This is a genomic window from Halomonas marinisediminis, from assembly GCF_004347715.1.
Classification (GTDB): Bacteria; Pseudomonadota; Gammaproteobacteria; order Pseudomonadales; family Halomonadaceae; genus Halomonas; species Halomonas icarae.
This window is the reverse complement of record NZ_SLTR01000003.1, coordinates 151201-166122: the sequence shown is the minus strand read 5'-3', so window position 1 is coordinate 166122 and position 14922 is coordinate 151201. Positions and strand designations below refer to the sequence as shown.

At 60.5% G+C, this 14922-nt stretch carries 14 protein-coding genes; 3 read left to right on the top strand and 11 right to left on the bottom strand.

What is annotated here, in order from left to right:
- Window positions 1–161 precede the first annotated feature (161 nt).
- From E0702_RS04060 to E0702_RS04040, 5 genes are all read right to left on the bottom strand, one after another.
- Window positions 162–1577, bottom strand: coding sequence for an amidase (locus tag E0702_RS04060; RefSeq protein ID WP_132041693.1), 1416 nt, complete (start codon window positions 1575–1577; stop codon window positions 162–164).
- 3 nt (window positions 1578–1580) lie between these two features.
- Complete coding sequence (locus E0702_RS04055) at window positions 1581–2849, bottom strand: Zn-dependent hydrolase (RefSeq protein WP_132041692.1); 1269 nt, start codon at window positions 2847–2849, stop codon at window positions 1581–1583.
- A gap of 112 nt (window positions 2850–2961) precedes the next feature.
- Complete coding sequence (locus E0702_RS04050) at window positions 2962–3768, bottom strand: FadR/GntR family transcriptional regulator (RefSeq protein WP_132041691.1); 807 nt, start codon at window positions 3766–3768, stop codon at window positions 2962–2964.
- Between the two features lie 50 nt (window positions 3769–3818).
- Complete coding sequence (locus tag E0702_RS04045) at window positions 3819–5345, bottom strand: sodium:solute symporter family protein (RefSeq protein ID WP_132041690.1); 1527 nt, start codon at window positions 5343–5345, stop codon at window positions 3819–3821.
- Window positions 5346–5357: 12 nt separating this feature from the next.
- Window positions 5358–5597, bottom strand: coding sequence for a hypothetical protein (locus E0702_RS04040; protein ID WP_132041689.1), 240 nt, complete (start codon window positions 5595–5597; stop codon window positions 5358–5360).
- Window positions 5598–5929: 332 nt separating this feature from the next.
- On the opposite strand from E0702_RS04040, the gene E0702_RS04035 reads away from it, so the two are divergent.
- Window positions 5930–6862: an ABC transporter substrate-binding protein gene (locus tag E0702_RS04035; protein WP_132041688.1), complete on the top strand. Its 933-nt coding sequence runs from the start codon at window positions 5930–5932 to the stop codon at window positions 6860–6862.
- 48 nt (window positions 6863–6910) lie between these two features.
- Here the strand turns inward: E0702_RS04035 and E0702_RS04030 are convergent, their stop codons facing one another.
- From E0702_RS04030 to E0702_RS04020, 3 genes are all read right to left on the bottom strand, one after another.
- Complete coding sequence (locus E0702_RS04030) at window positions 6911–7732, bottom strand: alpha/beta hydrolase (protein ID WP_132041687.1); 822 nt, start codon at window positions 7730–7732, stop codon at window positions 6911–6913.
- 6 nt (window positions 7733–7738) lie between these two features.
- Window positions 7739–8974, bottom strand: a complete 1236-nt coding sequence (locus E0702_RS04025; RefSeq protein WP_132041686.1) for a TauD/TfdA family dioxygenase — start codon at window positions 8972–8974, stop codon at window positions 7739–7741.
- 80 nt (window positions 8975–9054) lie between these two features.
- A complete protein-coding gene (locus tag E0702_RS04020; protein ID WP_205741876.1) occupies window positions 9055–10023 on the bottom strand; it encodes a GlxA family transcriptional regulator in 969 nt (322 codons plus the stop codon).
- 290 nt (window positions 10024–10313) lie between these two features.
- Between E0702_RS04020 and E0702_RS04015 the strand changes: the two genes are divergently transcribed.
- A complete protein-coding gene (locus tag E0702_RS04015; protein ID WP_132041685.1) occupies window positions 10314–10676 on the top strand; it encodes a GreA/GreB family elongation factor in 363 nt (120 codons plus the stop codon).
- A gap of 323 nt (window positions 10677–10999) precedes the next feature.
- Here the strand turns inward: E0702_RS04015 and E0702_RS04010 are convergent, their stop codons facing one another.
- Together E0702_RS04010 and E0702_RS19005 are read right to left on the bottom strand one after the other, a co-directional pair.
- Entirely contained in the window at window positions 11000–11674 is a 675-nt protein-coding gene (locus tag E0702_RS04010) for a Fe2+-dependent dioxygenase (RefSeq protein WP_132041684.1), read from the bottom strand.
- Between the two features lie 121 nt (window positions 11675–11795).
- Window positions 11796–12407, bottom strand: coding sequence for a hypothetical protein (locus E0702_RS19005; protein WP_165927473.1), 612 nt, complete (start codon window positions 12405–12407; stop codon window positions 11796–11798).
- Window positions 12408–12431: 24 nt separating this feature from the next.
- On the opposite strand from E0702_RS19005, the gene E0702_RS19000 reads away from it, so the two are divergent.
- Window positions 12432–13046 carry a hypothetical protein gene (locus tag E0702_RS19000; protein WP_165927472.1) on the top strand — a complete coding sequence of 205 codons (615 nt, stop codon included), beginning with the start codon at window positions 12432–12434 and terminating at the stop codon, window positions 13044–13046.
- A gap of 108 nt (window positions 13047–13154) precedes the next feature.
- Here the strand turns inward: E0702_RS19000 and E0702_RS04000 are convergent, their stop codons facing one another.
- On the bottom strand, window positions 13155–14762 hold the full coding sequence (locus E0702_RS04000) for a BCCT family transporter (protein ID WP_165927471.1): 1608 nt from the start codon (window positions 14760–14762) through the stop codon (window positions 13155–13157).
- Window positions 14763–14922: the final 160 nt, after the last annotated feature.

Sequence of the window (14922 nt, the reverse complement as noted above, 5' to 3'; positions counted from 1 at the left end):
TGGTGCAGGAAGAGCTGTGGACTTCTGGGCAAGCCGGTTTGGCTCTTCCCCCTGCCGGTGCCCGTTTCGTACCACAGCCTTGAGCCTCTGCCGGCTTGCATTAGACGGTAGGCTGGGAGATTGGAATGGGGAGTGCCGGGAGCACCCCGGCACCACTTCGGTTAGAGATCGAGGGTGGGATGATCCGGCAGGTGTTGCTCTAGTAGCCGGGCAACCTGCAGAACCTTGAGGTCCTGGAAGCGTGGTCCGACCAGGTGCAGACCAACCGGTAATCCCTGATCGTCCAGGCCGCAGGGCAGCGAGGCGGCGGGCTGTTGGGTCAGGTTGAACGGGTAGCTGAAGGGAGTCCACTCCATCCACTCCCTGTAGGGGCCGCCAGGGGGGACGTTGTGCCCTGCCTCAAAGGGAGAGAGGGGGAGGGTGGGTGTGATCAGCAGGTCGTAATGCTGATGAAACAGCTGCATCTGCGCGGTGAGCTGCTCTCTGGCGCGACAGGCGGCCAGGTAGTCTCGTAGCGAGATGTCCGCGCCACGCCGAGCAATACTCAGGAAGCCAGGATCCAACTTGTCTTGCTGGTCCCTATCAAGGCGCTCCAACACCTGACTGGCGCCGGCAAACCAAAGGGTATTGAAGACCTCCAGGGGAGAGTCAAACCCGGGATCTATCTCATCAATCGTGGCACCTAAGTCCTGAAGCTTTTCAACAGCCTTTCGGGTGCACGCCGCAATATCCGGCGCCACATCTACATAGCCAAGGTCAGGGCTGTACGCGATCCTCCATCCTTTCAGCGACGTAGGTGGCGGCGTCAGCCAATCGTCGGCGCGGGGGTTGCCTGAATACCCGTCACGAGCATCGGGTTTGGCCATGACGCTGAGCATCAGGGCGCTGTCATTCGCGGTGCGGGTCATCGGTCCCAAATGTGAGAGCTGGCTCATGGCACTGGCCGGCCACTGTGGTACCCAGCCGAAGGTGGGCTTGATGCCGAAGGTGCCTGTGAAGCTGCAGGGAATCCGAATGGAGCCGCCGGCGTCACTACCCTGATGAAGCAGCCCCAGATTGAGGGCCGCTGCCGCCGCTGCACCCCCCGAGGAGCCGCCCGGTGTCAGACGGTGGTCCCAGGGGTTGCGAGTGATGCCATGCAAGGGGTTGTCAGTGACTCCCTTCCAGCCGAACTCCGGTGAGGTCGTTTTACCGAGGATTACCGCGCCAGCCTGACGCAGGTGGTGGCTGATCGGTGCATCGGTTTCCCATGGGCCATCAGGATCGCTGGTAGCTGAGCCGAACCGCGTCGGCATACCAGCCGTTAGCGTCAGATCCTTGATGGTGGTGGGGATGCCGTCCAGGGGGCCACAGGGGGTGCCGGCATGCCAGCGCACCTCGGCGGCACGAGCAGCGGTCAACGCCTGAGCGGCATCCACGTGGGCAAAGGCGTTGATCGTTGGATCATGCTGCTCGATACGCGCCAGGCAGTCCTGGGTGAGTTCTACCGGTGATAACTGCCGTTGGCGAAAGAGCTCAAGGGCTTGCGCGGCGGTCAGTTCGGCGAGGCGGGCAGGAAGAGGGGCTCGTTGGGACATGAATCACTCCTCGCTTACGCCAGCTTGCTCGAGCATGGCATGAAGCAGCACGTTGCAGCCGTCGTGCAGGTCGCTGGGAGTGGCGTTCTCGATCTCGTTGTGGCTGATACCGTTCTCGCAAGGTACGAAGATCATGCCAGCCTGCGTGACGCGGCCCATGAAGATGGCGTCGTGCCCCGCACCACTGACGATATCCATATGCGAGCAACCCAGCATCTCGGCTGCGCGCCGCACGGCGCCGACACAGGCTTCGGCGAAGTGCTCGGGGGCAAAGTCCGCAGTGGCAACCAGCTCGGCTTCGAGTCCATGGCGTTGGCGTGTTTCCTCAACTGACTGGCGCAGTTCGGCGGCCATCTTCTCTAGCGTATTGCTGTCAAAGTGGCGCATATCGACGGTCATCTTTACCTGCCCGGGAATGACATTGCGCGAACCGGGGTGCAGCTGCATTACGCCCACCGTACCGCGGCCATGTGGCTGATAGGTATTGGCGATTCGATTGATTGCCTGCGTGATTTCGGCGGCACCGAGCATGGCGTCGCGTCGCAGCGTCATTGGTGTCGGGCCGGCATGCGCCTCCAACCCGGTCAGAGTGAGGTCGAACCACTTTTGTCCGAGAGCTCCCACCACTACACCAACGGTATTGCCGGTGTCCTCAAGGATTGGCCCCTGTTCGATGTGGCACTCGAAGAACGCCTTGATATTTTCAGGCGTTACATGATCGGTGCCGCGATAGCCGATGGCCTCTAGCGCTTGGCCGGCATTGACACCATCGTCGTCGGTGCGGGCAAACATTTCCTCGAGTTTCAGTTGGCCGGTAAATACGCCAGAGCCCATCATGCAGGGAGCGAATCGACACCCTTCTTCGTTGCTCCAGGCGACGACCTCAATTGGGGCGCAGGTTTGGATATCGGACTCGTTTAAAGTCCTGATTACCTCTAGCCCGGCCAGCACACCGTAGACGCCGTCGAACTTGCCACCGGTGGGTTGGCTATCGAGATGACTTCCTGTCAATACCGCAGGGCTATCAGAGTTCTGCCCTTCGCGACGGGCGAAGATATTACCGATGGCGTCAATGCGGATGCTGCACCCTTCGGCGCGACACCACTCGATGAATAGTTCTCGTGATTGGCGATCGAGTTCGGTGAAGGCTTGTCGATTAACACCGCCCTTGGGGGTGGCACCGATTCGGGCCATCTCCATCAGTGATTGCCAAAGACGGTGCTGGTTGGTGCGTAACTCTGTAGTGTGATTCAGGATGTTAGCTGTGGTCATCAATAGCCTCATTGTGCTTGTTGGTAAAAGCGTATTTTATCGATTAAGTGAAAAAAATAAGAGAAGATAATTCTCTGTTTTATCCAGCTGAATGTAGCGTGATTGGCTAGTGTTATAGATGATTTAGTCGCCGAAGAGGCGAGGCTGTACCATCGTAATGATTATGCTGAGTAACTAACATTTGATCAGCCATTTCGGCTTCAAGTGCCGACATGTTGTCTTCAGCGTCACGCATATGCTCGTCCATCAGCCTGGCTACTAGCTCTCGATCTTCCTCACGAAAGGCTTTGACAAGCTCGCGGTGGTAGCGATGATTGGCCTTATCGAACTGCTGCCGCTCGGGGATATAGGCTTTTTTGACTACCACCAGGTCGCGTAGCATGTCGTTTAGGAAACGGCACATGAAAGCTAGTAGTGGGTTGGGGCAAGCGCGGGCCAGTAGGTTGTGAAACTCCAGCTCGAGAAAACGCTGCCGTCTTTGATCCTCCTCGCCAGGATGGCAACACTGGCAGGCATCAATGTTGGCAGTCAGGCCTTCTAGATCCTGCTCAGAAAGTCTCCCTACAACGGAGACGGCCAGCTCTACTTCCAGCAGGCGACGTAGCTGATAGACATGATGGCCATCCAGCGATCGAAAGTGTAGAAAGTTGCGCAACATTCGGCTGGCAGGCTCCATGCTGGGCGTATGCAGGATTGCTCCACCACCCGGCCCTGTCTTGAGGGTAATCAAACCCTCCACTTCGAGAATCTTTAGAGCCTCACGCACTGTCCCTTTGGCGCAGTCGTATAGCTCCATAAGAGATTTTTCATTTGGGAGGCGGTCGCCCTCAGTCATTCCCTCAGTCGCAATCCAACGCTTGATATCATCACTAATGAGCTCGGCGAGTTTTTGTCGACGTTTGGATGGAATTTTGGCCATGGGCCGCTCCTTGAGTTAAGCGGGGCCTGTAGGCAGGCCCCGCACTGAACTTATCGGGAAGTCACTGCTTCGCCGACAGGTCTGTCTTCATTTTCCAGACGCTCAGGATGATACTCTGCGTCGTATTCATGACGCGCTTGCACGAACCGCTCGACTACATGGTGATCCTTGCGCTTGAGCACTAGGCTAAGGCATACGAAGAGCCCTCCGTTCAGCAGTAGCCCCCAAATACCAGCATGCAGTCCCAATGGGTTGCTGACTGTCGGACCGTAGGTGAGAAACAGCACGCACAGTATGCCAGTAATGAGACCCCAGAATGCCGCCGTTGGGTGCGCGCGCCGCCAAGTAATCGCGCCGAGGGTTGGTACGATAAGCTGGGCGGTGCCGGCCAGGGCTGCGATACCAATGGTCACCAAAAGCCCAGGGACTGTCAGCGCCAGGATATAAGCAGCCAAGGAGAACCCGACGAGCGACAGTCGGCCGATGGTTACAATGCGTGCCTGACTCGCTTCGCGGTTCATATAGCGTTGATAAATATCCATGGTCACCACTGTAGAGACGGCATGGATCTGTGAGTTTGCTGTAGACATTGCCGCAGCAGCTCCAGCAGCCATGATGAGTGACGCGATCATATATGGTGCATAGTTCATCAGCATGACGGGCAGAATCTGATCAGCATTCTCCAGGCCTGGTTCAAGCAGAACGCCACTGTATCCAGTCAGTACGGAGCCGAAGTAGCCAAAGGCAGCGAGACCAAGGAGGAAGGGCATAAGGTTGAACAGTCGTCCACTTTTTACCGAATACATGCGAAGCCAGATCTGAGGACCCATAAAAGCTCCAATCGCCACGATAACGAACAGGGAGAACCACATGCTGTATCCCATGTTGCCGTTCGGCCCTGGCATGGTCAGATACTCGGGAGAGCTTTGGTGGAGCTGTGCAAACAGTGCTGTTGGGCCTCCCACCTGATGAGAAATATAGTAGCCGGCATATAGCATTCCGAAGAATAGCAGTGCACCGTAGATTACATCTGTCCAGGCGATTGCTCGGATACCACCAATCCATACGTAAACAATAATGATGAAGTAGAAGAGTAGAGCTGCCAGCCAGAAGGGGATAACGCCACCAGAGGCAACTTCGATCAGGTAGGCGCCTCCGGTGAGCTGGATTTGCAGGTAAGGAACCGTGAACACCAGGGTGATCACCACGACCAGAAGACGCAGCGCCTCGCTGTTGTAGAAGTCACCCATCAGATCGGAAGGTGTCAGGTAGTTGAAGCGCTTGCCCAGGAACCAGACCCGCTTTCCGACCCAGTAGTACATGAAGCCGAACAACAGGTTCCACGCCAGCGCGGTGAGGTAGACAGGCCCACTGGTATAGAAGGTGGCATTGGAGCCCAGGAAGGCAAAAGCGCTCCACCAGGTGGCGGCCACCGTGAAGAATACGGCAATGCTGCCCATTGCTCGTCCTTGAACAAAAAAATCCTCGCTGGTGTCCTTCGATTGTCTCGCGGAAACCACTCCCACGAGCAAGGGAATGATCATGAATGCTGCAATAATGAAGATGCTACCAGTCATGGCGTGATCTCCTCAGCGGCTGCGTTGAGGGGCGGAGGCGCTGCCGCTACCCCAGTTGGTGAGATAGGCCACCAGGAAAAGGCCGGTGATAAAAGCCCACCATCCCAGGTTCCATACGAGCAGGAACGGTGCACCCATGATCATGGGTTCAATCTTGTTAGCCATCATGATGATGGGGCTTTCGAGCATGATGAAGCCGAGTAGCATGCCGCCGTAAAGGGCGAGCTTCGTCGGTGGGAGGGTCTTTCTCATTGTGCATCCCCTTGTTTTGGTTGGTGGGGGAGAGGAATCTCCGTCTGACACAGGCCATCTGGAGAAGGTGGTGATCGAGGTGGATCTAATTGTTGTATTTATGCGAATAAATATACCAATAGTCGAGAACATCCTGGCCGTCAAGATATGGCTTGCTTGACGCGTCGGGCTGAGCAGCCGCATGCATGGTGTCACTTTGCTTCTCCGTTCTGGCCGGCATGAGTCATATGGCTCTGAATGTGTCGTTTTTCGTTAACTTATGTTCGTATTTCGGGTAATTTTTGCGTTTCGCTGATGTAGACTGCGGGGATATTTCCCACAGGAGGCGTCAGATGAGTGCTTTTTCCCGGAACCTGAGATATTCCGCCGCGTTAGTGCCGATGCTGCTGGCGGGGCCGGCAATGGCCGAGCTTGATGAGGTGCGTCTCGGTGTGCCGCCCTGGCCGGGCGTGACGGTGAAGTCCGAGGTGGCCGCCCAGCTGATTGAGGCGATGGGCTACAAGACGCGTCAGAACGATCTGGCGGTCAGCGTTATCCTGCAGGGACTGACCCGCGGTGATCTCGAGGTCTATCTGGGTGGCTGGTATCCGGTCCAGGTCGACATGATCGAACCGCTGGTGGAGCAGGGTAAGGTTGAGAAACTGGTCTCCAATATTCGCGGTGCCAACTCGGGGCTGGTGGTGCCGCGCTATGTGTATGAGGCCGGTGTAACCTCGGTGGGTGATCTCGATGCTCATCGTGATCGCTTCCGCGGCGAGATTCAGGGCATCGAGGCGGGCACCGGAATCAATACCGCCCTGCTGGCGGCCATTGACGAGGACCTGTTTGGCCTTGGTGATTGGCGACTGCGCGAGAGCTCCGCGGCGGCGATGCTGGCACAGGCCGAGCAGAAGATGGCGAATGAGGAGTGGGTGACCTTCGTCGGCTGGGAGCCCCACTGGATGAACGTCAGCTTCGATCTGGTCTATCTGGAAGATGTCGGTGACACCGATATCGCCGATATCGAAAGCACGGTATGGACGGTGGCGCCGGCCAGCCTGAAGGCGCAGGATCCAGACCTGCATCGCTTTCTGTCCCAATTCGTGGTCGACATCGAGGATCAGAATAGCTGGGTGCACGGCTACAGCTATGAGGATCGTGCTGCGGATGAGGTGGCCAGCGAGTGGATCGGCAGCCATCTGGATACCGTGGCAACCTGGCTCGATGGCGTCGAGGCCCGCGATGGCACTCCGGCCATCGAGGCGGTTCGCGCCGCCTACGAATAGCCCGATAAGCTGAAGTACTGGACGGGACGTCGGCTTGGCGAGATCACTTCAGCTCGCGTCGATTCGATCCTTGAGCGCCTGGCAGAACTCCTGCCAGGCGCTTTGCATCGGTGCCAGTGAGGCGTGAGCGTGCAATGCTGCGTGCACCATGCCCGGCGCGCAGCGATAGCCGACGCTGGAGCCGGCATGGCGCCAGCGCGATACGGCGGCCTCCAGTGGTTGGGTGAGCGGGTCATGCTCCACGGCCAGTACCTCAATGATCGCCGCCGGCGGCCCGGAGTCAGCCGTCATCGTCTCGGGCAGCCACTCGGCGAGGCTCAAGATGTCGGCGCGGGCGAGCAGCGGTGCGTCTGGACCGAGGGTCGTGACGTCGATTCCATCCACAGGGGGGTAGATCAACCCCAATGGCACTGCTGTGGATAATTGCGCGGCCAGGTCCTGCACCAGCCGCCCGCCGGCGCTGTCACCGACCAGCGCTAGCGGGACAACGTCCTCGGCCACACGTCGACAGTCGGCCAGCATCTCGGCATAACCCACCTCCGGGGCTAGGCGATAGTCGACGCTGACCACCTCGCGACCCAGGCGCTCGGTGAGGCTGGCAGCGACACCGTGGTGGCTGCGCACCGAGCCGATGGTAAAGCCGCCGCCGTGTACAAACAGCACTTTGCCGGAGTGCGCCTCCACGGGACGAAAGCGACGAATGCCAACGCCGCTGCATCGCTCGTCGATGATATGCATGCCCGGCGGATCGTCCGGAGCGAACCCCCGGCATAGCGCATCATAGCGCTCTCGCGCCTCGGGCCAGGGCTGGCCAGTCAGACTGTCCAACCCTTCCTCAAAGCGGGCGATAAAGTCACTGATCGTCAACATCTACTATCACGCGTCTGCTTTCCCCTGATCCGCTACACGGCGCTCTCGCCGTTTACGCTGCACCATGCGGTAGCGTGAGCGTACCTCGTCACGCTCCATATAGCAGCCTTGCAGCCAGCGGTGGCCGCTCGAGCCCTCGAAGGCGTCGCGGGCGTGTAACAGGCGGCGATTGTCGAAGATCACCAGATCACCGGGCGCATAGGTGAAGCGGATGGCGAACTCGGGTTCACGCAGCATCGCCTGCAGGGTCATCAGCGCCGCATAGGCGGACTCCACCTCATCGAATTCGGCCTGCAGCGGGCCGCGCAGGAAGTCGGCGATGCGCACCTCGAGCAGTTCGCCGCGATCATCCAGGCGAATCATCGGCGAGTACCAGACGTAGTCGGTGGTCCTGGCGGTATTGGCGAAGCACCAGTGAACTCGAGTCAGGGTGTCAAAGGCCTCGGGGTCGCGTTGGCGCAATGCCTCGGCCACGGCGAAACCGTCGAGCATTACCGCCTGGCCACCGGCGACGCTGTTCTCCAGGCAGTGCAGCATCTGCAGGCCCGGATGATACTCGCGAGTCGGCAGGTCGGTGTGCGGTGGCAGGGCGATGGAGGTGTAGGCGTTGGAGTCCGGGTCGGGCTTGGCCTTGACGTCGAACAGCAGGCCGAAGTTGGTGGGACGTACCGGACCGATGCGCCGGGCGATGGCCTCCAGCGAGCCGGGTTCGGTGGGCAGGCCACGCAGGCGCACCAGCCCCTTGCCCAGCACGCTTTCCAGGGCGGGGGCCAGAATCGTCTCCTCGGCCTCGCTGTCAGGCGTGGTGTCGAGCAGGCCGCCGGCATCGAGACTCTCCGGGGCCGCCTCGAGGCCGCCATGCCAGAGCTGTACCGCTACCAGCGGCGCCTCGGGATCCTCGGCATTGTCGTAATCGTGGGCACGCAGCCAGCCTGGGTGAAAGCGCAGGCGCAGTTGTTCCGGGGCAAAGTCCACGCATAGTGCGCCGGCCGCATCGATCTCGGCGCCGGCGATCTCCGGCCATCCGGGCAGGGCGGAGAGATCGAGGATGCGCTCCCGGGTAGCGGGATTGATGGTGGAGTCGTCGGCGGCATTCTCACGCAGCCAGATGCTGTGGTAGCGGCTCTCGCGGCCATCGCTCCAGCGCACGGTCACCAGGCGTGGCGAGAAGGTTAGCGTCTCGAGATGCGCCTCGATCGGCCAGGCGTCGTAATCGGGTGTCGCTGGAAGTGCGGTGGTCATCTTGGCCTCCTCGGGGGATTCATAACGCCGCCTAGAGTGCCAGTGGGGAGGCCGTGACGCCTGGCGGAGTTCGACACCGACTATGCACGATTCGACAGTTCCTGCCGGCGCAGCTCACTGGGGGTGAGGCCATGCTGTCGCCTGAAGGCGCGAGAGAAGCTCGAGGGTGAGGCGAATCCGCAGGCCAGGGCGATCTGCATGACGCTGTGCGGTGTCACCCGCAGCAGGCGGTGGGCATGATCCAGGCGCCGGGCCAGATAGGCTTGCTGGGGGGAGGTGTCCAGGTGACGCGCGAACAGCCGGTCGAGTCGGCGCCAGGAGATATCGAGTTCGTCGGCCAGCTCGCCGATGCCCAGGGGCGTTTCGAGGTTGGCCTCCATCAGCGCGATGGCGCGTTGCAGCAGCGGCTCCTGGGGAATCACGGGGTCGCGCTGGCGGCTGGCAGGCCGACGGCCCTGGTCGTGAACCAACTGGTCACGCACCCGGGTTGCCAGGTCCTCGCCGTGCCGGCGGAGGATCAGGTCGAGGCTCATGTCGATCGCGGCACTGCCGCCGGCGCACGAGAAGCCCTCGGTGGTCACCTCGTAGATCGACTCGACCGCATCGACCCGGGGAAAGCGGGAGCGGAAGTCGGGCAAGCACTCCCAGTGCAGGGTCACCGTTTGATCATCGAGCAGGCCGGCGGCGGCCAGGATGTAGCAACCGGTATCCATGCCCCCCAGCACACAGCCTGTCGCCGCGCGCTTGCGAAGCCAGGCAACCAGCTCGTCGTCGATGGTGCTCTGTGGCTCGAAGCTGGCGCATACCGTCAGGCTCGGCAGCGGCGGAGCCTCGTGGAGCGAGTGGCTGACATTCAGGGTCATGCCGTTGGAGGCCACCACCGGTTCCCCATCGCGGCTGATCAGGTCCCACTCGAACAGCCTCTCGCCACTGATGCGATTGGCGATGCGCAGCGGTTCGATCGCCGAGAAGAAGGCCACCATGGCGAATCGCGGCAGCAGCAGGAAGCCGATGCGTTCTGGGCGGGTATCGGGGGGCTGAATTCTCATGGTCAGGGGTGCCGAGGTGGTGGCCTGTTGCCGGACGTTTTTCTTCAGTACCTTGCTGCAAGGGTGCGCGCGGAGTAAATGATACTACTTTCTCGGTGTTTTTGGCGATTCTTCCTGGTTAAGAGTTTTAAATAGCGTTTTTGGCTATCATTTCTGAGGAAGTCTTCTGGCTTGCCTTTTGTTTTATACCGGGTATGGTTGTGAGGTTTGTCAGTAACGATCCCATATGCAACATGGCTGCTATGGCAAGCTATTTATCTTGAGGCGTGAAAGTGGCTTTGAGGTCTAGAGTGATTTATGCAAATCGTTCGGTCGGCAAGATTTTCTCCAAGGGGATGTGTCACCCCTTCTTCTTTCGAGGGCGCACAGTCGATTACGCATCTGTCGTGGAGAAGATCGAAGAACTGGCGGCCGGTGCGGGAGGGGATCCGAGCGTGGCATCGATTGACAAGATGATACGTATCGTCGACCTGTCGACGGGTGAGCGGCGTACCTATACCTTGACAGAGCCCGGCAAGGCGAATCCGAGGCGGGGACTGGTGTCGATATTCTCGCCTCTCGGCGCGGCGCTGCTCTCCTCCAAGGTGGGAGAGGTCGTGAAAGTGGTAATGATGGGGTTTGAAAAAGAGGTGCGCATCATTGAGGTTCAGTAAATAATCAATTCCTGTGCAGCTCCACTGATCCTGGTTTTAATCATGAGGGGAGCGCCTCTCTACAGTGCTATTGAGTTATTAAGATTTATAAGTTGCTGTCTGGGAGATAAAGCCAAGGGTCTGTTTTTAACTTAAACTGATGAGCCAGATGAAGAGCCGGATTGATAGTTGGGTTGAGAGCAGGGTAGCTGGTTGGATTGAGAGTTGTAGAAGAATAAATTTTTCAGGATAAATCCCGGATTCATGGAATAAGAGTGCCCGCTAAACAGCGGGCACTCTTCTATACGCCTTTCGGGCCCCAAAGGGCTGGTCCACGGTAGCGTTTAAATCTCGGCCCACATCCGCAGCAGGTTCGCCAGGCTCTTCGACAGCATGTCGAAGGTGCGGGTCTTGCCATTGGCCTCGAACTCCTGGCGGCGGGTGTTATCCAGGTCGAACAGGATCTCGCGCTGCAGGGGGTCACGCACCTGGCTCTGGACCCAGCCGACGACGGCCAGACGCTCACCGCGGGTGACCGGCACGACCCGGTGCAGGGTGGAGGAGGGGTAGAGGATCAGGGCACCGGCCGGCAGCTTGTAGGTCTGCTCGCCAGCGGTCGAGTCGATCAACAGCTCGCCGCCATCGTAGCTCTCGGGGTCGTTGAGAAACAGCGTGAACGACAGGTCGGTGCGCATCGCCCCCTGTGGGGTGGCCATGATCGCATCGTCGACATGGTTGCCGTAGCTCATGCCTTCCCGGTAACGGCTGAACATTAGCGGTTTCATGCGCCTTGGGCGTGCCGCCATCTGAAAAAGCGGATTGGCCTGCAGGCCCTTGGCAATTTCCTTGTGCAGCTCGGCGATGGCCGGATGACGTCCATCCGCCTGCTGGTTGTGCTTCACCGTGCGAGCATGCCAGCCCGCGGTCTCGCGACCGTCGCGGAAGGCGGCATCGGCCAGGGTGGTCCGGACGCGGGAGAGCAGCTCAGGGGAGATGACCTGATCGATGCAGAGAATCACGGGGGCTCCAGTCGGTCGAGAAATGAACCTCGATTATAAACAACTGGGAATCGTTTGCGTTGAGCTTTCCAAGCCGGCACTCTACGCCCGTGCTCCTATCGGCCTGTAGGGCCACCCCCTGTCAAACGTATAAGCTGTCAAATGTATAAATAAGGAGGTCTGCATGACAAACAGCACCCGCACCAAGCTCTGGGTCGGCGTCGGCGCCAGCGTTCTGCTCGGCACCAGCACTGCCGGCTGGGCAGAGGCCGAGCCCGCTGCCGACTATACCCAGGGTCCCGACAGTCTGCTGCTGGCCCAGGCCGATCATGGCGGAGAAGCTGGCCATCACCACCAAGGCGGTGAAGGTGGCGAGGGCGGTGAAGCCGGCCACCATCACGAAGGTGGTGAAGGCGGTGAAGCCGGCCATCACCACGAAGGCGGCGAAGGTGGTGAAGGTGGCGAGGGCGGCCATCACCACGAAGGTGGTGAAGGTGGCGAAGGCGGTGAAGGCGGCCACCACCACGAAGGCGGTGAAGGTGGTGAAGGTGGCGAGGGCGGTGAAGCCGGTCACCACCACGAAGGCGGCGAAGGTGGTGAAGGCGGTGAAGGCGGTGAGGGTAGTGAGCCCTATGCAGTCTTTGATTATCTGAACGCTTCCGCCGGCGGCGAAGGCGGCGAAGGTGGCGAAGGTGGCGAAGGTGGCGAAGGTGGCGAAGGCGGTGAAGGCGGCGAAGGTGGCGAAGGCGGCCATGCCATCGACGTCAGCAACCCTGGCGTGTATTACACCAACCTGGCGATGATGAAAGGCCATCTCACCGTGGCCCGCGAGCTCTATCAGGCCGGTGAGCAGACCGCCGCCCAGCCACACTTCGGTCATCCCATCCACGAGCACTATGGGGTGCTCGAGCCGGCCTTTGAGGCGCGCGGCGTTGAGGGCATCGAGTCGAATCTGAAAGCGTTGGTCGAGACGATGCGCACCGGTGGCGAGTGGGAGAGCAAGACCGATGCCTACGCGACCGCGCTCGAGGCGATCGATGAGGCGATGCAGGACGTGGATGGCGAGCTGCGGGATGACGTCGCCTTCCAGAGCCGCGCCCAGCTGGTCCTGCTGCGTCAGGCACTGCACGAGTACGAGGAAGCGGTGGACGATGGGCAATTCGTCAATATCGTCGAGTACCAGGATAGCCGTGGTTTTGTGCTGACGGCCCAGGCATTGCTCGAGGCACAGGCCGACCTCTACGCGGAGGGCACCTACGCTGAGTTGCTCGCGGCCTATGAGTCGACTCTCGAGGCATGGCCGTCCGCGGTGGCCCCGGAGACTCCGGTGATGACTCCCGGCGAGCTCTCGGCGCGACTGTTCAAGCTGGAAGCGACGCTCGGCCGCTACTGAGTCGGGAGACAGGGTACGGCAAACCGCCGTACCGGAAATGACGAGGCCCGCCCCGGAATGTCCGGGGCGGGCCTTATCATTGGGCAGGGTGTCTTGTGCCCCGAGCGGTCAGTCCTGCTTGATGGCCTGCCTGGCTCGACGGGACTCGCGTAACAGCGAGACCAGCACGCCGACGGTCATCACCAGGATGACGACACTCAGCGGCAGCGCAGCGGCGATCAGTGCCGTCTGCAACGCCGTCAGGCCACCGGCCACCAACAGCACCGCGGCTACCAGGCCAATGACGATGCCCCAGAACACGCGGAAGCGTGCCGGTGGCTCGTCATCACCCAGCGACAGGATGGTGGTCAGCACCAGGGTGCCGGAGTCGGATGAGGTGACGAACCAGCTCATCAGCAGGAACACCATCAGCGCCGACAGTATCCAGCCAAACACACCGGTACCCACGATGCCATCGGCGGTAGCAAATAGCGCGGCGGGGAGCTTCCAGGCGTTGACCAGCTCGATGATGCCGGCAGTGCCGGTGCCACCGCTGGCGTGGAGTTCCTGATACATGGCGTTGCCACCGAAGATGATCAGCCAGACGAAGATGATCAGGGTCGGCACCAACAGCACGCCGAGCACGAACTCACGCAGGGTACGCCCCTTGGAGATACGCGCGATGAACAGTCCGACGAAGGGGGCCCAGGCCAGCCACCAGCCCCAGTAGAAGATGGTCCAGCCCTGCTGCCACTCCACCGTCGAAGGCTCGTCCGCGAACCACAGCCCCATGGGGATGAAGTTGATCGCATAGTCGAGCAGGGTCTCGCCGAAGGCGGTGATCAGCCACAGCGTAGGGCCGCCGATCAGGAAGACGCCGACCACGAATACCGAGGTCCAGATGTTCATCTCCGAGATGATGCGGATACCGCGACGCACCCCGGTAACGGCAGAAACGATCGATATCACCGAGATCAGGGCGATCAGGATCAGCTGCGTCGGCAGGCCCGAGCCGATGCCGACCAGGCGTTCGAGGCCCACGGCCATCTGGCTGACGCCCAGCCCCAGGGAGGTCGCGACGCCGAACACACAGCCCAGCACGCCGAGGATATCGAACAGATGCCCCAGAGGGCCGAAGATACGCTCCCCGATGAAGGGGTAGAGTGCCGAACGCAGCGCCAGGGGTAGCCCCTTGCGATAGGCGAAGTAGGCCAGTGACATACCGACGATGACGTAAATGGCCCAGCCGTGGAGTCCCCAGTGGAAGACCGTGACACGCAGCGCGTCGATGGCGCGCTCATGACCGATGGCGGTGGCCCCGGCCATATCGGCGTGGGGGTTGTTGGGATAGCCGAAGGCGCCGGTATCATCGAGATAGAAGATCGGCTCGGCGACACCGAAGAACAGGATGCCGATGCCGATGCCGGCGGAAAAAAGCATCGAGAACCAGGCGAAGTTGCTGAACTCCGGACGGCTATCGTCGGGGCCCAGCCGCACGCTGCCATAGCGACTCAGAACAATAAACGCGCATACCGTCAACAGCAGCATCACCGTGATCAGGTAGTAGCCGCTGAAGGTGCTTTCGATCCAGGCGCGGGTGGCGCCGAACAGCATGCCGGCGGTCTCCGAGCCGAAGCCGGTGAACAGCACAAAGGCCAGCACCAGCAGGGCGGAGGTAATGGTCATGCCGCGATGCATGCCCTGGAAGAATCCACCCTGGGCCAGCTCGGTGACCATGTAGTCGGTGTCGAGCTCTACATAGGGGGACGCATCCTCGGACGGGGATGAGGGACGAATGGGGGGAGTGTGATTAGCGATGATCTTATCCTCTTTAACCGGGCCACGGGCCGGCGATCCCGCGGTGCCGCCCAGGGGCGGCACCGTCGTCGAACAGCAG